The sequence below is a fragment of the Pseudomonas sp. B40(2017) genome (assembly GCF_002112855.1).
GTDB lineage: Bacteria > Pseudomonadota > Gammaproteobacteria > Pseudomonadales > Pseudomonadaceae > Aquipseudomonas > Aquipseudomonas pharyngis.
Genome location: NZ_NEIT01000005.1, coordinates 137,946 through 156,793 on the forward strand (window position 1 = coordinate 137,946; position 18,848 = coordinate 156,793).

The 18,848-nt window shown below is 58.9% G+C and carries 17 protein-coding genes and 1 pseudogene; 7 read left to right on the forward strand and 11 right to left on the reverse strand.

The features are described 5' to 3' along the window. Window positions 1–2: 2 nt before the first annotated feature. From CAF76_RS14700 to CAF76_RS14725, 6 genes are all read right to left on the reverse strand, one after another. A complete protein-coding gene (locus CAF76_RS14700) occupies window positions 3–1,013 on the reverse strand; it encodes an ABC transporter permease subunit (RefSeq protein ID WP_047597886.1) in 1,011 nt (336 codons plus the stop codon). Between the two features lie 74 nt (window positions 1,014–1,087). Then, a complete protein-coding gene (locus CAF76_RS14705) occupies window positions 1,088–2,683 on the reverse strand; it encodes an ABC transporter substrate-binding protein (protein ID WP_085647671.1) in 1,596 nt (531 codons plus the stop codon). A 78-nt stretch (window positions 2,684–2,761) separates the two neighbouring features. Continuing rightward, a complete protein-coding gene (locus CAF76_RS14710; RefSeq protein WP_085647672.1) occupies window positions 2,762–4,177 on the reverse strand; it encodes an OprD family porin in 1,416 nt (471 codons plus the stop codon). Between the two features lie 177 nt (window positions 4,178–4,354). After that, window positions 4,355–5,953: an ABC transporter substrate-binding protein gene (locus CAF76_RS14715; protein ID WP_064593357.1), complete on the reverse strand. Its 1,599-nt coding sequence runs from the start codon at window positions 5,951–5,953 to the stop codon at window positions 4,355–4,357. Between the two features lie 301 nt (window positions 5,954–6,254). Then, window positions 6,255–7,880 (reverse strand): ABC transporter substrate-binding protein, encoded by a 1,626-nt coding sequence (locus tag CAF76_RS14720; RefSeq protein WP_064593358.1) that lies wholly within the window; start codon window positions 7,878–7,880, stop codon window positions 6,255–6,257. 260 nt (window positions 7,881–8,140) lie between these two features. Next, on the reverse strand, window positions 8,141–9,742 hold the full coding sequence (locus CAF76_RS14725; protein ID WP_085647673.1) for an ABC transporter substrate-binding protein: 1,602 nt from the start codon (window positions 9,740–9,742) through the stop codon (window positions 8,141–8,143). A gap of 973 nt (window positions 9,743–10,715) precedes the next feature. Here CAF76_RS14725 and CAF76_RS14730 point away from each other — a divergent pair. Beyond that, complete coding sequence (locus CAF76_RS14730; protein ID WP_085647674.1) at window positions 10,716–11,018, forward strand: DUF6124 family protein; 303 nt, start codon at window positions 10,716–10,718, stop codon at window positions 11,016–11,018. Window positions 11,019–11,204: 186 nt separating this feature from the next. Here the strand turns inward: CAF76_RS14730 and CAF76_RS14735 are convergent, their stop codons facing one another. After that, the gene (locus CAF76_RS14735) at window positions 11,205–11,921 is read right to left on the reverse strand and encodes an SIMPL domain-containing protein (protein WP_064593362.1); all 717 of its coding nucleotides are present in this window, start codon (window positions 11,919–11,921) and stop codon (window positions 11,205–11,207) included. 263 nt (window positions 11,922–12,184) lie between these two features. On the opposite strand from CAF76_RS14735, the gene CAF76_RS14740 reads away from it, so the two are divergent. The 5 genes from CAF76_RS14740 (at window position 12,185) to CAF76_RS14760 (ending at window position 17,147) form a co-directional block, all read left to right on the forward strand. Continuing rightward, complete coding sequence (locus CAF76_RS14740; RefSeq protein WP_085647675.1) at window positions 12,185–12,379, forward strand: hypothetical protein; 195 nt, start codon at window positions 12,185–12,187, stop codon at window positions 12,377–12,379. 190 nt (window positions 12,380–12,569) lie between these two features. Beyond that, window positions 12,570–13,832: an ATP-binding protein gene (locus CAF76_RS14745; protein WP_011332442.1), complete on the forward strand. Its 1,263-nt coding sequence runs from the start codon at window positions 12,570–12,572 to the stop codon at window positions 13,830–13,832. Continuing rightward, window positions 13,825–14,385: a response regulator transcription factor gene (locus CAF76_RS14750; RefSeq protein WP_003221630.1), complete on the forward strand. Its 561-nt coding sequence runs from the start codon at window positions 13,825–13,827 to the stop codon at window positions 14,383–14,385. The genes CAF76_RS14745 and CAF76_RS14750 overlap by 8 nt, the downstream gene beginning before the upstream one ends. A 96-nt stretch (window positions 14,386–14,481) precedes the next feature. Further along, window positions 14,482–16,209, forward strand: coding sequence for an ABC transporter ATP-binding protein/permease (locus CAF76_RS14755; protein ID WP_085647676.1), 1,728 nt, complete (start codon window positions 14,482–14,484; stop codon window positions 16,207–16,209). A 191-nt stretch (window positions 16,210–16,400) separates the two neighbouring features. After that, entirely contained in the window at window positions 16,401–17,147 is a 747-nt protein-coding gene (locus CAF76_RS14760; RefSeq protein WP_175473381.1) for a FadR/GntR family transcriptional regulator, read from the forward strand. Window positions 17,148–17,178: 31 nt separating this feature from the next. On the opposite strand, the gene CAF76_RS14765 is transcribed toward CAF76_RS14760, so the two are convergent. Together CAF76_RS14765 and CAF76_RS14770 are read right to left on the reverse strand one after the other, a co-directional pair. Continuing rightward, window positions 17,179–17,382: a hypothetical protein gene (locus tag CAF76_RS14765; protein ID WP_085647677.1), complete on the reverse strand. Its 204-nt coding sequence runs from the start codon at window positions 17,380–17,382 to the stop codon at window positions 17,179–17,181. A gap of 103 nt (window positions 17,383–17,485) precedes the next feature. Then, a complete protein-coding gene (locus CAF76_RS14770; protein ID WP_256579626.1) occupies window positions 17,486–17,749 on the reverse strand; it encodes a hypothetical protein in 264 nt (87 codons plus the stop codon). Between CAF76_RS14770 and CAF76_RS14775 the strand changes: the two are divergent. Beyond that, window positions 17,714–17,961 (forward strand): annotated as a pseudogene (locus tag CAF76_RS14775) (FCD domain-containing protein); the annotation flags it as partial. The gene CAF76_RS14770 and the pseudogene CAF76_RS14775 sit on opposite strands and share 36 nt — an antisense overlap. Here the strand turns inward: CAF76_RS14775 and CAF76_RS14780 are convergent. Both CAF76_RS14780 and CAF76_RS14785 read right to left on the reverse strand, forming a co-directional pair. Further along, a complete protein-coding gene (locus CAF76_RS14780) occupies window positions 17,909–18,262 on the reverse strand; it encodes a hypothetical protein (RefSeq protein WP_085647678.1) in 354 nt (117 codons plus the stop codon). The pseudogene CAF76_RS14775 and the gene CAF76_RS14780 overlap by 53 nt on opposite strands. A gap of 196 nt (window positions 18,263–18,458) precedes the next feature. Then, window positions 18,459–18,833 carry a hypothetical protein gene (locus CAF76_RS14785; protein WP_085647679.1) on the reverse strand — a complete coding sequence of 125 codons (375 nt, stop codon included), beginning with the start codon at window positions 18,831–18,833 and terminating at the stop codon, window positions 18,459–18,461. Window positions 18,834–18,848: the final 15 nt, after the last annotated feature.

Sequence of the window (18,848 nt, forward strand, 5' to 3'; positions counted from 1 at the left end):
CCTCAGCGCTGATGACGGATGCGTGGGTTGGCAAAGCCGTAGAGGATATCCACCACGAAGTTGACCAGAATCACCAGGCAGGCGATTAACAGGATGCCGTTTTGCACAACCGGGTAGTCCCGGGCGCCGATGGCTTCGATCAGCCATTTACCGATGCCGGGCCAGGAGAAGATGGTTTCGGTCAGGACCGCACCGGCCAGCAGAGTGCCGACCTGCAGGCCGACCACGGTCAGTACCGGGATCAGCGCGTTGCGCAGGCCGTGGACGAACACCACGCGCGACGGCGACAGGCCTTTGGCCCTGGCGGTACGGATGTAGTCTTCACGCAGCACTTCGAGCATCGACGACCGGGTCATCCGCGCGATCACCGCCAGCGGAATGGTGCCCAGCACGATGGCCGGCAGGATCAGGTGGTGCAGGGCATCGAGGAACGCGCCCATGTCATCGGCCAGCAGGGTGTCAATCAGCATGAAGCCGGTGCGCGGCTCGATGTCGTAGAGCAGGTCGATCCGCCCGGACACCGGGGTCCAGCCCAGGCTCACCGAGAAGAACATGATGAGGATCAGGCCCCACCAGAAGATCGGCATCGAGTAACCCGCGAGGGAGATGCCCATCACCCCGTGGTCGAACAGGGATCCTCGCTTGAGGGCCGCGATCACCCCGGCCAAGAGGCCCAGGATGCCAGCGAACAGCAGGGCGGCCATGGACAGTTCCAGGGTCGCCGGGAAGAGGGAGGTGAACTCGGTCCATACGCTCTCACGGGTGCGCAGGGATTCGCCGAGGTCGCCGTGGGCCAGTTTGCCGATGTAGTCCAGGTACTGGGCGTACAGCGGTTTGTTCAGACCGAGGCGTTCCATTGCCTGAGCGTGCATTTCGGGGTCGACCCGACGTTCGCCCATCATCACTTCCACGGGGTCGCCGGGAATCATGCGAATCAACGCGAAAGTCAGCAAGGTGATGCCGAAAAACGTGGGGATCAACAACCCCAGTCGGCGGGCAATAAAACTAAACATCGTGTGTGGTACCTCATCAGCCGGTTAGGCGTGCCCGGTTTCCCTGGGGTCAGGGAAACCGGGAGTTTTCTTATCTACTTCACCTGGGTGGTGGCGAAGTTATTGGTTGTCAGAGGGCTGATGTGATAACCCTCTACGTTGTTGCGCATTGCGGTGAACATGCGGGTGTGGGCCATGCTGATCCACGGCTGATCCTGATTGAACAGCACTTGAGCCTGTTCATACAGCCTGGCGCGTTCGGCCGGATCTACTTTAGCCCGTGCTTCGTCGAGCAGGGCCTGGAATTTCTCGTTGCACCAGCGCGCGTAGTTTTCGCCGTTCTTGGCGGCTTCGCAACTGAGCATAGGCGTCAGGAAGTTATCCGGGTCGCCGTTGTCGCCCGCCCATCCGGCCGAGACCATGTCGTGCTCGCCGGCCTTGGCGCGTTTGAGCATTTCGCCCCATTCCATCACGCGGATGTCGATCTTGATCCCGACTTTCGCCAGGTCAGCCTGCATCATCTGCGCACCGAGCATCGGGTTCGGGTTGGTCGGGCCACCACCGTTGCGGGTGAACAGGGTGAACGTGGTGCCTTCCGGTACTCCGGCTTCCTTGAGCAGGGCACGGGCCTTGTCGAGGTCACGTGGCGGGTTTTTCAGGTCGTGGTTGTAGCCCAGCAGGGTTGGCGGATACGGGTTGACCGCAACCGTCGCGTTGCCTTTGCCGAACAGGGCGTTGACGTAGGCTTCCTTGTCGAAGGCGATGTCGATCGCTTTGCGCACCCGCACGTCGCTGATGTACTTGTGCTGGGTGTTCATGGCGACGTAGGAGACAGTCATCGCATCCAGTTCATCGACTTTCAGGTTGCTGTCTTTCTTGATGCTCGGGATGTCATCCGGTTTCGGATACAGCGCGATCTGGCACTCATTGGCCTTGAGTTTCTGCAAGCGCACGTTGTTGTCGGTGGCAATCGCCAGGATCAAGGCTTCAGCCGGGGCCTTGCCGCGGAAGTAGTCCGGGTTGGCCTTGAAGCGTACCTGGGCATCCTTGTTGTAGCGCTGGAAGATGAATGGCCCGGTGCCGACCGGTTTGCTGTTCAGGTCGCCAGTCTTGTTGGCCTTGAGCAACTGATCGGCGTACTCGGCCGAGTAGATCGAGGAGAACGCCATGGCGATGTCGGCCAGGAATGGCGCTTCGCGACGAGTCAGGGTGAACTTGACGGTGTTGTCGTCGACTTTCTCGACGCTTTTGAGCAGTTCCTTGAAGCCCATGCTTTCAAAGTACGGGAAGCCCACGCTCGACAGCTTGTGCCACGGATGATTCGGGTCCAACTGACGCTGGAAACTCCAGACCACGTCGTCGGCGTTCATGTCGCGGGTCGGCTTGAAATATTCGGTGGTGTGAAACTTGACGCCTTTGCGCAGGTGGAACGTGTAGGTCAGGCCGTCTTCGCTGATGTCCCAGGATTCGGCCAGCGCCGGAATCACTTCGGTGGTGCCGGGCTTGAAGTCCGCCAGACGGTTGAAGACCGTTTCAGCTGCCGCATCGGCTGTGACTGCAGTCGTGTATTGGACTATATCGAAGCCTTCCGGACTGGCTTCGGTGCAGACCACCAAGGGTTTGGCCGAGACGCCGACAGCGACACTCAGCAACGCAGCCGCGATGGCTGCACGTAGGGGAAGCATTTTCATCAAGAACCCTCTGCAATCGGTTGAAGACAAAAAGCCGAACGGCCGACTCGTCACTGAGTCAGCCGTCGGCTGGCGGTTTTACAGGATGTTGAATGGAACGGTGGTCACCAGACGGAACTCGTTGATGCTGCCGTCAGCCTGGTTTTCGCTGGCGCGGTGCGCGGTGTAGGTCGCGCGAACGGTGGTTGCCTTCAGAGGACCGCTCTGTACCGCATAAGCGGCACCGATCCCGTATTCATAGTGGTGCTCGCCGTCCATCGACTGCACGCCATCGTAGCCGCCACCCTTGTAGTGAGTGCCGTCGATGCCCCAGCCGCGGGCCTGGTAGATGTTGAACTTCAGGCCTGGCACGCCGTATTCGGCCATGTTCAGACCGTAGGCCACCTGGAAGGATTTCTCGTTCGGGCCGTTGAAGTCCGACAGCAGGGAGTTGGCCAGGTAGATACCGTTGGTTTCGTGCAGGTAGTCGAAGTACTCGTTACCGTTCACTTCCTGGTAGGAGAAGGTCAGGGTATGCGCCTGGTGGGTCAGACCGAACGACAGGGAGTAGGTGTCGTTGTCGATTTCACCGAGTTTCTTCTTACCTTCGTCCACGGTCTTGTAGTAGTTCAGACCGGTGGTCAGGGCCAGAACCGAGCTGTCACCCAGCACGTGAGTGGCGCCGAAGTAGTACTGGTTCCACAGGTCTTCGGCCTGGGTGCCCCACAGGCTGGTGGTCAGGCTGGCGAACGGCTGGTACGAGATACCGCCGGTGTGAACGTGGTCGGCTTCGGCATCGATCGCGCCGTATTCGGAGCGGAATTTGCTCAGGCTTTCTTCGGTACGCGGCGACACGCGGTCGAACGAGGCCAGGTCAAAGGACAGGTTGTTCAGCTCTTCGCTGTGGATCGCGAGACCTTCGAAGCTCGATGGCAGCGGACGGTTGCCGATCACATCGACCTGCGGGCTGCTGAAGTTCATGCGGCCGGCGGTCAGGATCGTGTTGGAGATCCGCGCCTTGACGTTGGCCAGGCCGACTTTGCTCCACTGGCCCTGGGCTTCGCCGCCTTCACGGGTCAGGGTACGGTTGTTGCCCGCGCCTGGACGGGTGCCCGGTGCGCCGCCGTTGTTGGCCGCCAGGTTCTCGCGGTCACGCTCCAGCGCGATGGCGTTGTACGCCGCCACTTCGGTGCTGAAACCGACGGTGCCTTCGGTGAAGCCCGAGTTGTACTTGACGATAGTGCCTTGCACCCAGTTGATACGGCGGTCGGTCGGGGTGGCCACGCCATCCTTGCGATAGGTGAACTTGCCGCCGCGTTTCAGTTGTTCGTTGGCGTACCAGTTACGGGTCGTGCCGCTGATTGTGGAGCCTTCGAGAAAGCCGGTGGCTTCAGCCTGGGCGCTCTTCTCGTTGACGGTCACCGGGGTGAACGCCTGGCTTTGGGTTTCCGCATAAGCCGTGGCGGTGATGCTGCTGATGGCCAGGGCCAGTATCGCGGTATTGCTCAGTTTCATGGGTGAAGCTCCTTTACTTTCTTTTTATGCCGGCTTTTTTGGGTTGGCCGGTTATTGGTTTAGAACTCATTCACACATCGCAAACGTTTGCAAAAGGCCTGATTGGCGAATTTCGGCAAAGCGCTTGCGTGAGGGGGTAGACGGCCCCCTCAGCATTGCGGCTAATCGGTTTTTTGTTTAATCGATGCTGACACCCGAAAACACGTTGCGACCGAACGGGCTCACCTTGAACCCTTCGACTTTGGCGCTCAGCGGCTGGTTGACCGTCGAGTGGGCGACAGGCGTGATCGGCACTTGCTGCTTGAGCAGTTGCTGGGCCTGTTTGTAGAGCACGGTGCGCTGGTCGCGGTCGGTGACGACCTTGGCCTGTTTGATCAGCTTGTCGTAAGCCGGATCGCACCACATGGAGTAGTTGTTGCCGCCGATGGCGTCGCAGCTGTACAGCGTGCCGAGCCAGTTGTCCGGGTCCCCGTTGTCACCGGTCCAGCCGATCAGGCTCACGTCGTGCTCGCCATTCTTGGTGCGCTTGATGTACTCGCCCCATTCGTAGCTGACGATCTTCACTTTCAGACCGATCTTGGCCCAGTCCGCCTGGAGCATCTCAGCCATCAGTTTGGCGTTCGGGTTGTACGGACGTTGTACCGGCATCGCCCACAGGGTGATCTCGGTGCCTTCCTTGACGCCTGCAGCCTTGAGCAGCTCTTTGGCTTTCTCCGGGTTGTAGGCGGCGTCCTTGATGGTGTCGTCGTAGGACCATTGGGTCGGCGGCATGGCGTTGACGGCCAGTTGACCGGCGCCTTGATAAACAGCGTTGAGAATGCCCTGTTTATTCACCGCCATGTCCAGCGCCTGACGCACTTCGAGCTGGTCGAACGGCTTGTGGCGCACGTTGTAGGCGATATAACCGAGGTTGAAGCCCGGCTTCTCGATCAATTGCAGTTTCGGGTCGTTCTTCAGTGCCGGCACATCGGCCGGACGCGGGTGCAGGGTGACCTGGCATTCGCCGGCCTTGAGCTTTTGCACACGTACCGAGGCGTCGGTATTGATCGCGAAAATCAGGTTCTTCAGCTTCACCCGGCTCGGATCCCAGTAGTGCGGGTTGCCGGTGTAGCGAATGTTCGAGTCTTTCTGGTAGCTCTTGAACACGAACGGGCCAGTGCCGATCGGCTTCTGGTTGATGTCGCTCGGCTTGCCTTCGGCCAGCAGCTTGTCGGCGTACTCGGCGGACAGGATGGCGGCGAAGCTCATGGCGATATTCTGGATGAACGCGGCGTCGACGCTGTTGAGCGTGAACTGCACGGTCAGCGGCCCGGTCTTCTCGACCTTGGCGATGTTCTTGTTGAGGCTCATCCCGTTGAAATACGGGAACTCGGTCGGATAAGCCTTACGGAAAGGCTGTTGCGGGTCGAGCATGCGGTTAAACGTGAACAGCACGTCGTCGGCGTTGAAATCGCGTGTAGGTTTGAAGTACGGCGTTGTATGAAATTTCACCCCTTCACGCAGGTGAAAGGTGTACTTGAGGCCGTCCTCGGAAATATCCCAGCTGGTTGCGAGGCCCGGTACTACACCGGTCGCGCCTTTTTCGAACTCGGCCAGTCGGTTGTACAGCGGTTCGGCGGCGTCGTTATCGGTCGCCGTTGTGTACTGCGCGGTATCGAAACCGGCCGGACTGCCTTCGGAGCAAAACACCAGGCTGTCGCTGGCGGCATGACTGGCGGACGTGGCAGCCAACAGGCCGGCGCCCAGCAATGCGGAAAAAACCAAGGTATGGCGCATGACGCTCCCTCTTTTTTAGTGTTTTTCAATGCGCCGCGATCCCGTCCAGGGACGTTGTAGCTGCATTGAGCTCAAACCGAAACGAACAGCAAAAACCGAAAGCCCACGCAGTCACTGGTCAGAACCCGACGGTAGGGGCCGTGGGTCTGGCAGTAAATGCGCTGAGTCCTAAAGACTCGTAGGAAAAGGCGACACGTCCTAAACCATCCCGGTCAGACGGGCTGGAAAAGGTTGTAGGCAAATTCCTTACTTCTCGGCAAAAAAAACAGCGGCGACGCTGAAAACGTCGCCGCTGCCTCTTTTATTTGCTGACGCTGACGCCGTAGAAGGAGTTCAAGCCGAAAGGGCTGATCTTGAAGTCCTGCACGTTGGCGCGCATGGGTTGATACACCGTCGAGTGAGCGATAGGTGTCATAGGGACTGCATCTTTGAGGACGTGCTGCGCCTCTTTGTAGAGTTCGGTGCGCTTGGCCTGGTCAGTGGTGCGCTTGGCTTCTTTCACGAGGCCATCGAATTTCTTGTCGCACCATTTGGAGAAGTTGTTGCCGCTCAGGGAGTCGCAACCAAACAGCACGTTGAGCCAGTTGTCCGGATCACCATTGTCACCGCTCCAGCCAATCAGCATGCCCTGGTTCTCGCCACCCTTGGAGCGCTTGATGTACTCGCCCCACTCGTAGCTCTGAATCTTCACGTTCAGACCGATTTTCTTCCAGTCGGACTGGAGCATTTCGGCCATCAGCTTGGCGTTCGGGTTGTACGGACGCTGAACCGGCATCGCCCACAGGACGATCTCGGTACCTTCCTTGACGCCGGCTTCCTTGAGCAGCTGCTTGGCTTTCTCAGGATCGTACTTGGCGTCCTTGATGGTGGTGTCGTAGGACCACTGGGTCGGTGGCATGGCGTTGACGGCCAGTTGGCCCGCGCCCTGGTAAACCGAGTCGATGATCTGTGGCTTGTTGACCGACATGTCCAGCGCCTGGCGCACACGCAGGTCAGCCAGCGGGTTAGGCTCGTTGCTGCCCTTGACCTTGTCCATCACGTTGTAGGCGATGTAGCCCAGGTTGAAGCCGGCCTGGTCAGGCATCTTCAGCGCAGGATCGGCTTTCAGTGCCGCGAGGTCGGCCGGACGCGGGAACAGGGTGACCTGGCACTCGTTCTTCTTCAGCTTCTGGATACGTACCGACGGGTCGGTGGTGATGGCGAAGATCAGGTTGTCGATCTTCACGTCTTCAGGCTTCCAGTACTCCTTGTTGCCGGTGTAGCGGATGTTGGAGTCTTTCTGGTAGCTCTTGAACACGAACGGACCAGTGCCGATCGGCTTCTGGTTGATGTCGGCAGCCTTGCCTTCTTTCAGCAGCTGGGCTGCGTACTCGGCGGACTGGATCGACGCGAAGCTCATGGCCATGTTCTGGATGAACGCGGCGTCGACCTCTTTCAGAGTGAACTTGACGGTGTGGTCGTCGACTTTATCGATCTTGGTGATGTTGGTGTCCATCCCCATGTCGGTGAAGTACGGGAATTCGGTCGGGTACGCCTTACGGAACGGGTCATCCTTGTTAATCATGCGATTGAAGGTGAACAGCACGTCGTCGGCGTTGAACTCACGAGTCGGCTTGAAATACGGGGTGGTGTGGAACTTGACGCCTTCACGCAGGTGGAAGGTGTAAGTCAGGCCGTCATCCGAGATGTCCCACTTGGTCGCCAGACCAGGAATCACGGCGGTACCGCCACGCTCGAACTGGGTCAGACGGTTGAACATGGTTTCGGCTGAGGCGTCGAAGTCGGTTCCGGTGGTGTATTGGCCTGGATCGAAACCGGCCGGGCTGCCTTCGGAGCAGAACACCAGGTTAGTCGCAGCGGTGGCGAAAGGTGCGGAGGCTAACAAGCCTGCGCCGACTAAAAACGGAATGACCGCGTGTTTAAGCATGTTGGCCTCATGATTTGTTGTCATTTTTTAGTAGTGAGGTACGACCTCGTGAGTCGTGCCTGCGGATACTTATGCAGGGCCCATACCCAATGCAAGATCCAGAGCGCTCGGCGGCGTCAAAGCGTGGCACGAACGTACCTTAATGTCGCATCCGTATAACTTCTGACGCATTTGACCGTTTGCGGGCGGTTTTTACGGTGCAAATGGAGCCCCAAAACGGTGCATTGGTCACGCTGTGCGCGCCGGATTGGGGCCGGGTGTTACTTATTTATACCCACGCCATAGAAGGGGGTTAGACCGAACGGGCTGATCTTGAAGTCGCTGACTTCCTTGCGCAGCGGCTGGAACACCGTGGAGTTGGCGATCGGCGTGATCGGCACCTGCTGTTTAAGGATCAGTTGCGCCTGTTGATACAGTTTTACCCGTTGCGATTTATCGGTTGACACCTTGGCCTGTTGCACCAGCTTGTCGTAGGTCGGGTCGCACCATTTGGCGTAGTTGCTGCCCTTCACTGCCGCGCAGCTGTACAGCACGCCCAGCCAGTTGTCGGGGTCGCCGTTGTCACCGGTCCAGCCGTAGATCATCGCGTCGTGCTCGCCATTCTTGGCGCGCTTGATGTACTCGCCCCATTCATAGCTGACGATGTTGGCCTTGATACCGATCTTCTCCCAATCCTGCTGGATCATCTGTGCCGACATCCGCGCATTCGGGTTCGAGGCGCGCTGCACGGTCATGGCCCAGAGGTTGATGGTTGTACTCGGTGCAACCCCGGCTTCCTTGAGTAGCGCTTTGGCTTTCACAGGGTCATGCGGTGCGTCTTTTATGTTCGGATCGAACGACCATTGCGCTGGCGGCAAGGCGTTTTGCGCCAACTGCCCTGCACTCTGGTAAACCGCCTTGATGATCGCCGGTTTGTCGATGGCCATATCCAGTGCCTGGCGCACTTTGAGCTGATCCAGCGGTGGATGAGTGGTGTTGTAGGCGAGGAAGCCGAGGTTGAAACCGGGCTGCTTCAACACCCGCAGGTTCGGGTCTTTTTCCATCACTTCGATGTCGGCGGGGCGCGGGTAGCCGCTGACCTGGCATTCGCCGGTCTTGAGCTTTTGCAGGCGGACGGCGGCGTCCGGGGTGATCGAGAACACCAGGTTGTCGAGCTTCACGTCCTCTGGTTTCCAGTAGTCCTTGTTCGCGGCGTAGCGGATCTGCGCGTCCTTCTGGTAGCGCTTGAACACGAACGGGCCGGTGCCGACCGGTTTCTGGTTGAGGTCTGCTGCTTTGCCTTCCTTCAGCAATTGGGCGGCGTATTCGGCCGATTGCACCGAGGCGAAGCTCATGGCGAGGTTTTGCACGAACGCGGCGTCGACGTTGTTCAGGTTGAAGCGCACGGTGTTGTCGTCGAGTTTTTCCACGGATTTGATCGTGGTGTTCAGGCCCATGTCGGTGAAGTACGGGGACTCGGCGGGGTAGGCCTTGCGAAAGGCGTTGTCCGGGTCGAGCAGGCGCTGGAAGGTGAACAGGACGTCGTCAGCGTTGAAGGTTCGGGTCGGGGTAAAGTAATCGGTGGTGTGGAATTTTACGTTTTGGCGCAGGTGGAAGGTGTACTGGAGGCCGTCCGGGCTTACGTCCCATTTGGTCGCCAGACCGGGTTCGACTTCGGTGCCGCCGCGTTTGAATTGGGTGAGGCGGTTGAAGACGGTTTCGGCGGAGGCGTCGAAGTCGGTGCCGCTGGTGTATTGGCTGGGGTCGAAGCCTGCGGGGCTGGCTTCGGAGCAGTAGACCAGGGTTGTTGCTGCGTTGGCGATTGGGGTTATGGCGGTCAGGGCCAGGGTTATTAGAAGTGGTTTGAAGGTGAATCGATCCATGGAGTCCCCGGGTGCACTGGAGGTAGTTGTGGGGAGGAGGGTAGCCGGGGTTTCGGTGGGCGCGGAAATATCGTTTTTCTAGGTGAGGTGTCTATCTCGGTATATCTGGGGAGGTTGTGAACATATCCGTTTCTTCGGGTGCTGCTGCTTATGGTTCCGCCCTGACGGCGGGTCACTTTTTACAAACGCCTAAAAAGTAACCAAAAACGCTTTGCTCCTGCGTTCGGCCCCTCGCTGGGGCTCGGGGTTCCTTCGTTCCGGGATTCATCCGGGGGCATCGCCTACGGTTTGCTTCGCTGCACCTCCTCTCGATGTGTTTGGCTTCGCCAAACGGTCGCTGCGCTCCCACCCCCGGATAAATCCCTCCACTCAGCCTTCCGACGTCGTCCGAAGATCAAAAGCGGTACTCGAGCTAACGCTCATCGTGTTGAGTGGTGGAAGCCAAAGCCAAAGCCAAAGCCAAAGCCAAAGCCGGAGCGGAGTTGTTTGCGTTTTAAAACCCCGAGTTCACCTCGGTATCTCACGTCTGCGTATTCCATTTAAACAACGCGGTCAGTCCCCTCTCCCTCCGGGAGAGGGCTAGGGTGAGGGCAGCTTTTGAAGCTGTTTAAATCTCAACAACAACCCAGGATCCTTCCCACAAGGTTTTCAGGTTGTCCGTCGGAAGCACGATCCCTAGTCTTTGGTTGTCGCAGAAAACTCTGTGATTGGGTGTGAGAACCCTGGCAAGTGAGTGTTATTAAAACGTCAGTCCGACCATAATTGCCGCCAGCTTTTGCTGCCTGTAATTGATTTATGGCGGCTGTGTGCGGGCAGACTTTGGTCTGGCCGGAATCTCCTTGCCCGGTTTCTCACCCCGCACATAGCTGCCACCTCTTCGCCGCGTGAGAACGGCATTGGGTGGCTTCAAGTCAGCAAGGAGTTAATCAATGCCGACCCACCCCTCGAATCAACCACGCCCCTCGAAGAAGCCATGCGCGCCGAAGACCTCGCCCGCAACCGCGAAGCCATCAAACGCGCTCTCGACTATTACCTGTGCCCCAATCCTTCCAAACCGCGCCCGAGCACGATGTACATGGTCACGCCCAACGTCGACACCGAAAGCCTGCTGGCCAACGCCTGCGAGTCCCTGGCCTCGGCCAGTACCATCGCCAGCAATTTCGCCAATGAGCTCAGCGGTTCGCAGCGCAGTACGGCGCTCGGGATCCAGCAGATCATCATGCTGGCCGAGCTCGCAGTGAACCGCGCGCTGGACCGGGTTGATCCGCAAACCTGACGACCGCGTCATCGTTCATCGCGGGCAAGCCCGCTCCCACAGGGTCGTGCGCGATTTCAATAAATCCACAGAACTGGTGGGAGCTGGCTTGCCAGCGATGACGGCAGAGCTGACAACACAAATCCCGGGCACAAAAAAACCGGCGATCATCACTGATCGCCGGTTTTTCATTCAGCTGTCATTCAATCACTGCATCAACACTTCAATCGAGCCATCAGCGGTCAGGCTGACCTGGCTGGTGCCGGCTTCGACTTCAGGCGTGACAGGCGCCGAATCCATGCCCGCGGCTTTCATCATCATCGGGGCGCGCATGTAGGGTTGCGGGAAGCCGTTGCTGTTGAGGTTCAGGTTGACGATTTTGTAACCCTTGCCGCCCAGGGCGTCGGTGGCCAGTTGGGCGCGGGCCTTGAAAGCGGTGACGGCTTCTTTCAGCAGTTTGTCTTCGCTGGCCTTGCGGGTCGGGTCGGCGATGGCGAAGTCCATGCCGCCCATTTTCAGGTCGGTCAGCAACTCGCCAGTGAGTTTGGACAGGGCGGCGAAGTCGGCGCTTTCCAGGCGCAGTTCGGCGCGTTCGCGCCAGCCGGTGATTTTCTGGCCCTTGGTGTCGTAGATCGGGTAGCTGTTGCGGCTGCCCTGGCGCAGGGTGATGTCTTTGACCTGCTTGGCCTGGGCCAGGGCCTTGTTCATGGTGGTGCTGACGTCGGCGGCGAGTTTGGCAGGGTCAGTGTTTTGTTCTTCGGTGTAGAGGGTCACGATCATCAGGTCGCGGGCCACTTCCTGGCTGACTTCGGCGCGCAGGGAAATCTGGTTGTAGTGCAGCTCATCGGCGGCCAGGGCCGGAAGGCTGGCGATGCTGCCGACGGTCAGGGCGAGAAGGGCGGCGCTGCGGCGAAATGTGTGCATGAAAGCTCCTTGATGAGGGCGCAGGTGATGGTTCGGGGGCCTGCGTGAAACCATCAGACTCTAGCTTTTATGATCCGGTTCGCCCAGTTACAACTTCTATACAGATCACGCTGACGGCCATCCGTCGGAGAGGTGGCGTTACCTGTTAGTTCTGACAGTAGAAATGTTCAACGTGTTGGTCGAGCATCACTAAGCCCTTCGCGATAGCCATCAACTGGCCGAGTGATCGGCTTCGATGAACTCCATCCTATAAGGAAATAGTCATGACACCGGAAGCGAAAACAGATGCAAACCAACGCGGTTTTGATGTCCTTTTTGTCAATGGACCCCATGATCAGCAATGGGTCGACGTTTTTATCCATGGCACGCAACAAGGATTTCGGTTCGGCACGATCGAGGAAGGCTGGAACAAGGTCCAGGAGTTGATTAACAGGGATTCCTACGGAATTGGGAACTGACTGAGCCTTCAAACCGGCTATCTCAAATAGATCGCCGGTTTTTTCGCTTTTCGAATACCCCTCGTGACGGCAGCCTTATAGCTGTCACACAACTTTCTGCCATGTGGTCGTTTGCCGCACTTTCGCCTCTCGAGCCCGCGCCTTGGTTATACTCCGTGCGATCCGCCTGGAGCGCTCATCAGGAGAGCTCATGCTCGCCCCCGTACAACTGACTTCCGCCACTCGCCAGAACCTCTGGCGGCTGACTTTCATCCGCACCCTGGTGCTCGCCGCACAGGCCGGTTCCGTGGGCCTGGCTTACTGGCTGGATCTGTTGCCGTTGCCGTGGGTGCAACTGGTGATGACCCTCGGCTGTTCGATTCTGCTGTGTGTGTTCACCGCCGTGCGTTTGCGCACTTCGTGGCCGGTAACCGAGCTCGAATACGCGCTGCAACTGGCCTGCGATCTGGTTATCCACAGTGCCTTGCTGTATTTCTCCGGTGGTTCGACCAACCCGTTCGTTTCGTATTATCTGGTGCCGCTGACCATCGCTGCGGTGACGCTGCCGTGGCGTTATTCGGTAGTGCTGTCGGGCATTGCGTTGGCCTTGTACACCCTAATGCTGACGCACTTCTATCCGCTGGAAACCCTGCCGGTCGCGCGGGAAAACCTGCAGATCTACGGCATGTGGCTGAGCTTTGCCCTGGCGGCGGCAGTGATTACGTTCTTCGCCGCGCGCATGGCTGAAGAGCTGCGCCGCCAGGAAGAGTTGCGCGCGATCCGCCGTGAAGAAGGCCTGCGCGACCAGCAATTGCTGGCCGTTGCGACTCAGGCCGCCGGTGCCGCCCATGAACTGGGCACACCGCTGGCGACCATGAGTGTGTTGCTCAACGAAATGCAGCAGGATCATCACGACCCGATGCTTCAGGAAGACCTGAAGGTGTTGAAGGATCAGGTGAAGCTCTGTAAGGAGACCTTGCAACAACTGGTGCGCGCCGCCGAAGCCAATCGCCGGATGGCGGTGGAGATGCAGGACGTCACCGAGTGGCTCGACGAGGCGCTCAACCGTTGGCACCTGATGCGCCCGGAAGCCAGTTATCGCTTCCAGCGTCTGGGCCAGGGCCCGTTGCCGCGTGTGGCGCCGCCGCCGGATCTGACCCAGGCCCTGTTGAATCTGTTGAACAACGCCGCCGACGCCTGCCCGGAAAATCTTCAGGTGACTCTGGACTGGACCGCCGAAGACCTGACCATCAGCATCCGCGATCATGGCGCCGGTGTGCCGCTGGCCATCGCCGAGCAGATCGGCAAACCGTTTTTTACCACCAAGGGCAAAGGTTTCGGCCTGGGCCTGTTTTTGAGCAAGGCCAGCGTGACACGCGCCGGCGGCTCAGTGAAACTCTATAGTCATGAGGAAGGCGGCACGCTCACCGAGCTGCGCCTGCCCCACGGCGCCCGAGGAGAGCAACATGAGTGACGAAATCCAAGTCGAAGGCGAAGAACTGCCGCATTTGCTGCTGGTCGATGACGACGCGACCTTCACCCGAGTGATGGCCCGTGCCATGGCCCGCCGCGGTTTCCGCGTCAGCACTGCCGGTTCCGCCGAAGAAGGCCTGACCATCGCTCAGGCCGATCTGCCGGACTATGCCGCGCTGGACCTGAAGATGGACGGCGACTCCGGCCTGGTGTTGTTGCCGAAGCTGCTGGAGCTGGACCCGGAAATGCGCGTGGTGATCCTCACCGGTTACTCGAGCATTGCCACCGCGGTCGAGGCGATCAAGCGCGGCGCCTGCAACTATCTGTGCAAACCGGCCGACGCCGACGATGTGCTGGCAGCGCTGCTGTCCGAACACGCCGACCTCGACAGCCTGGTGCCGGAAAACCCGATGTCGGTGGATCGCCTGCAGTGGGAGCACATCCAGCGCGTGCTGACCGAGCACGAAGGCAACATCTCCGCCACTGCCCGCGCCCTGGGCATGCACCGCCGCACCCTGCAGCGCAAACTGCAGAAGCGTCCGGTTCGTCGCTGAACCTGCGCTGAACGACCATCGCCAGCCCTCGCGATAAAACGCACCGATCATCTATGATCGGTGCGTGTCTGTTCTTTTCTTTATCGAGCCTTTTCCATGAATCAGAACGCTGAATATTCCGCGGTCAACGATACTGTGCGCGGGCAGTTTTTTCGCAAGGTGTGGGCCATGATCACGCCTTACTGGCGCAGCGAAGAGAAGGGCAAGGCCTGGACGTTGCTGATCGCCGTGATTGCGCTGACGTTGTTCAGCGTGGCGATCTCGGTGTGGATCAACAGTTGGTACAAGGATTTCTATAACGCCCTGCAGAAGAAGGATGAGGCGGCGTTCTGGCAGTTGATCCTGTATTTCTGCGGCATTGCGGCCGTGGCGATTCTTGGTGCGGTGTATCGCCTGTACCTGACGCAGATGCTGACCATCCGTTGGCGGGCATGGCTCACCGAGAACCATTTCAAGCGCTGGCTCGGGCACAAGAACTACTACCAGCTGGAGCAGGGCGGCTACACCGACAACCCTGACCAGCGGATTTCCGAAGATCTCAATACCTTTACCACCAACACCTTGAATCTCGCGTTGGGCCTGATCCGCACGGTGGTCAGCCTGGTGTCGTTTTCGATCATTCTGTGGGGCGTCTCCGGCAGCATCGAAGTGTTCGGCATCGAGATTCCCGGCTACATGTTCTGGTGTGCGTTGCTGTACGCGGCGGTCGGCAGTTGGCTGACGCACCTGATCGGTCGACGCCTGATCGGCCTGAACAATCAACAACAACGTTTCGAAGCCGACCTGCGTTTCTCCATGGTGCGGGTACGTGAGAACGCCGAGAGCATTGCGCTGTACAACGGCGAGCCGAACGAGAATCGTCGTCTGAGCAACCGCTTCGGTCTGGTCTGGCACAACTTCTGGGACATCATGCGGGTGTCCAAGCGCCTGACGTTCTTCACCTCGGGTTACGGCCAGATCGCAATCATCTTCCCGTTCATCGTCGCGGCCCCGCGTTACCTGACCGGCAAGATCGAGCTGGGTGAGCTGATGCAGATCAACTCGGCATTCGGCAACGTGCAGGAGAACTTCAGTTGGTTCATCAATGCCTATGCGGACCTCGCCGCGTGGCGCGCCACCTGTGATCGTCTGCTGAGTTTCCGCCAGGCCATGACCGACAACGAAGAACGTGCACCGGCCATCGACGTGCAGAATCAGGGCAATGAGCTGAAGGTTCATAACCTGGGCCTTGATCTGGCTGACGGTCGTCACCTGCTGACCAGCGCCGACATGACTGTGGAGCAGGGCGATCGGGTGATGCTCAGCGGTCGTTCCGGCAGTGGTAAATCCACGCTGCTGCGGGCGATGGGCCATTTGTGGCCGGCCGGGCACGGCAGCATTCGCCTGCCGGCTTCGCGTTATCTGTTCTTGCCGCAAAAGCCGTATCTGCCGATCGGCACCCTGCGTGAGGCGTTGAGTTATCCACAACCGGGCGACACTTACGCGCCGGAACGTTATGCACAAGTGTTGGAAACCTGCCGCTTGCCGCATCTGGTCGCGCGGCTGGATGAGGCCAATCACTGGCAGCGCATGCTCTCGCCGGGCGAACAGCAACGACTGGCTTTCGCCCGCGCGCTCCTTTACGCACCGCAGTGGTTGTACATGGATGAGGCGACTTCAGCGATGGATGAGGAAGACGAAGCGACGCTGTATCAGGCGCTGATCGATCAGATACCGGGGCTGAGCATTGTCAGCGTCGGCCATCGCAGCAGTCTGAAGCGTTTCCACCCACGGCATGTGCGGATCGACAGCGGTCATCTGGTAGAGCAAACCGTGACTGCCTGATCGATACACAGCCCATGTGGGAGCTGGCTTGCCAGCGATGGCGTCGGTTCAGTCGACATCTTCATCGACGGGTATGGCCTCATCGCTGGCAAGCCAGCTCCCACAGTATTTGTGTGGAAACGGAAAGTGATCGTACAACCCGCTTGAGCTATGATGCCCACAAGCCGAATTTTCGAGACAAGATGCAGACCATGGAAAACCTGATCGACACCCCGCGACTCCCTCGCAAGCGCCGCAGCCTGGCTCAGGAACTGGTGACGGTGCTGACCGAGCAGATCCGCGACGGTCTGCTCAAGCGCGGCGACAAGTTGCCGACCGAGTCGGCGATCATGGAAGCCCACGGCGTCAGCCGCACCGTGGTGCGCGAGGCGATTTCCCGTTTGCAGGCGGCGGGGCAGGTGGAAACCCGTCATGGCATCGGCACCTTCGTGCTCGACACCCCGAGCCCAAGCGGTTTCCGGATCGACCCGGCCACCGTGGTCACCCTGCGTGACGTGTTGGCCATTCTCGAATTGCGTATCAGCCTCGAAGTCGAATCCGCCGGCCTTGCCGCGCAGCGTCGCAGCACCGAGCAACTCGCTGCGATGCGCGCGGCCCTTGATGCGCTGAATGACAGCGTGGCCCACGCCAGCGATGCAGTGGCGTCGGACTTCCAGTTCCATCTGCAAATCGCGCTGTCCACCGGCAACCGCTACTTCACCGACATCATGACCCACCTGGGCACCAGCATCATTCCGCGCACTCGCCTGAACTCGGCGCGCCTGGCTCATGACGATCAGCAGCACTACATGAATCGCCTGAGTCGCGAGCACGAGGAAATCTACGACGCCATCGCCCGTCAGGATTCCGATGCCGCCCGCGCGGCCATGCGCCTGCACCTGACCAACAGCCGCGAACGGCTGCGTCAGGCGCATGAAGAGGCGCAGGCGCAGGGTTGATTGTTGCCTATCGTTCGAGTTGTCGATTGTTTCAAGGTTTATAAACCTCGGTCTCGAGCATGACATCGGTGATGGGCTCTTCGATATCGAAGGGCACAGACAGGATTTTTTTGGTGACGATGTACTGCTGGTCGACACCCGCGAACTTCAGAATGTCGGACAAATTGACAATCCCCTCGAACATAAAATACCGCCGATTGCCCACGGGGTTCTTAAGCGTGTAGTTCACTTTCATGATTGCAGCTCCTGGACTGAGAATTGAGTCTCAGCCTAGGAGCAGTCATTCTGTCGGCGCACCTGTAAAAACTAACAGTTTCGACGAGCGGTGCTGGCTGGTCTCAGGCTTCAACGTAGAGCTTCAACGGTTCGAAGGAAGGCTCCAGACTGGCCTCATCAGCAAACTTGTAGCGCAGTTCAACGGTGCTGTTCAGGTACTTTTCCAGTTCGAATCTGGGGATGCTCAGTTCGATCCCGGTCAGGCCGAGCATGTCATCGAGGGCGTCATCCCAAGTGCCGGTCGGTTTCGACAAACCCTGCCATTCGGGCTCTTCCGGGGCGTCACCTATAACTCGGCGCGACTGGCCCATGACGATCAGCAGCACTACATGAATCGCCTGAGTCGCGAGCACGAGGAAATCTACGACGCGATTGCCCGTCAGGATTCGATGCCGCCGGTGCGGCCATGCGCCTGCACCTGACCAACAGCCGCGAACGGCTGCGCCAGGCTCATGAAGAGGCGCAGGCGCAGGGGGGATTGTTGCTTATCGTTCGAGTTGAACTGTCAGCAATGGGGATGACTCAGCATTACCGTTGAATCTGGTGACGGTGTAATGCAATTCGGCCTTGGCACCGGGAACAAGTTTTTTCTCAAAGACATCTTTGGAGATGGCGAAGATCACTGGCCTTCCCATTTCGGCTGCGGTCAGTACACGGGTCCCTTGCCATTCGTTACCGGTCGAGGTCCTTACGTGCATGTTAATCACGTCGCCAACAGCGGCCTGGGAGAAAGGCGGCACAACACTGTGAGCGTCTCCCTTCAGTTTGCCAACGTGGAGCACACCATTCACGGCTTCTTCGAGATCCGGTGCCGCCAAGGCTTTGACTTGTGCAGTCATGATCAAACTCCTTTTCACATCCATTTGAACCCTGTTCAGAACGCAGCCATTTTGTTGGGCTGACGGAGCCGGTTCGTTAACTCCTCAGCGATTGAAGCCGGGAATGGATGTGCACGGCACCTGTTAGAAATAACAGTTTCGACGAACGGTCGATGCCTTCGGAAAGGTATGCCTGGTCTGCGGGAAAACGGCCGGCTCAGGTCTCTATATGTAGCGTCAACGGTTCGGAGGAAGGCTCCAGACTGGCCTCATCAGCAAACTTGTAGCGCAGTTCAACGGTGCTGTTCAGGTACTTTTCCAGTTCGAATCTGGGGATGCTCAGTTCGATCCCGGTCAGGCCGACCATGTCATCGAGTGCGTCATCCCAGACGCCGGTCTGCTCCGACAAGCCTTGCCATTCAGGCTCTTCCGGGTCGTCACCGAGGATCGGGTACACATCCCAGTTCGGCGGGGTGTTCTGGCCATCGGGTACACGAACGATCAGGTCGTCATCCAGCGTCGATAACCGCAGGATGATCGAGTCGCTGGCGTGATCGGGGAATTGTGGAAGGTGTGCAGCGGCAAACGTCATGTTTCGCTCTCCTTG

What these genes read in the sequence shown, in the direction of transcription:
- CAF76_RS14700 (WP_047597886.1), bottom strand. Translation starts at nt 1,013, where the DNA reads ATGTTTAGTTTTATTGCCCGCCGACTGGGGTTGTTGATCCCCACGTTT.
- CAF76_RS14705 (WP_085647671.1), bottom strand. Translation starts at nt 2,683, where the DNA reads ATGAAAATGCTTCCCCTACGTGCAGCCATCGCGGCTGCGTTGCTGAGT.
- CAF76_RS14710 (WP_085647672.1), bottom strand. Translation starts at nt 4,177, where the DNA reads ATGAAACTGAGCAATACCGCGATACTGGCCCTGGCCATCAGCAGCATC.
- CAF76_RS14715 (WP_064593357.1), bottom strand. Translation starts at nt 5,953, where the DNA reads ATGCGCCATACCTTGGTTTTTTCCGCATTGCTGGGCGCCGGCCTGTTG.
- CAF76_RS14720 (WP_064593358.1), bottom strand. Translation starts at nt 7,880, where the DNA reads ATGCTTAAACACGCGGTCATTCCGTTTTTAGTCGGCGCAGGCTTGTTA.
- CAF76_RS14725 (WP_085647673.1), bottom strand. Translation starts at nt 9,742, where the DNA reads ATGGATCGATTCACCTTCAAACCACTTCTAATAACCCTGGCCCTGACC.
- CAF76_RS14730 (WP_085647674.1), top strand. Translation starts at nt 10,716, where the DNA reads ATGCGCGCCGAAGACCTCGCCCGCAACCGCGAAGCCATCAAACGCGCT.
- CAF76_RS14735 (WP_064593362.1), bottom strand. Translation starts at nt 11,921, where the DNA reads ATGCACACATTTCGCCGCAGCGCCGCCCTTCTCGCCCTGACCGTCGGC.
- CAF76_RS14740 (WP_085647675.1), top strand. Translation starts at nt 12,185, where the DNA reads ATGACACCGGAAGCGAAAACAGATGCAAACCAACGCGGTTTTGATGTC.
- CAF76_RS14745 (WP_011332442.1), top strand. Translation starts at nt 12,570, where the DNA reads ATGCTCGCCCCCGTACAACTGACTTCCGCCACTCGCCAGAACCTCTGG.
- CAF76_RS14750 (WP_003221630.1), top strand. Translation starts at nt 13,825, where the DNA reads ATGAGTGACGAAATCCAAGTCGAAGGCGAAGAACTGCCGCATTTGCTG.
- CAF76_RS14755 (WP_085647676.1), top strand. Translation starts at nt 14,482, where the DNA reads ATGAATCAGAACGCTGAATATTCCGCGGTCAACGATACTGTGCGCGGG.
- CAF76_RS14760 (WP_175473381.1), top strand. Translation starts at nt 16,401, where the DNA reads ATGGAAAACCTGATCGACACCCCGCGACTCCCTCGCAAGCGCCGCAGC.
- CAF76_RS14765 (WP_085647677.1), bottom strand. Translation starts at nt 17,382, where the DNA reads ATGAAAGTGAACTACACGCTTAAGAACCCCGTGGGCAATCGGCGGTAT.
- CAF76_RS14780 (WP_085647678.1), bottom strand. Translation starts at nt 18,262, where the DNA reads ATGACTGCACAAGTCAAAGCCTTGGCGGCACCGGATCTCGAAGAAGCC.
- CAF76_RS14785 (WP_085647679.1), bottom strand. Translation starts at nt 18,833, where the DNA reads ATGACGTTTGCCGCTGCACACCTTCCACAATTCCCCGATCACGCCAGC.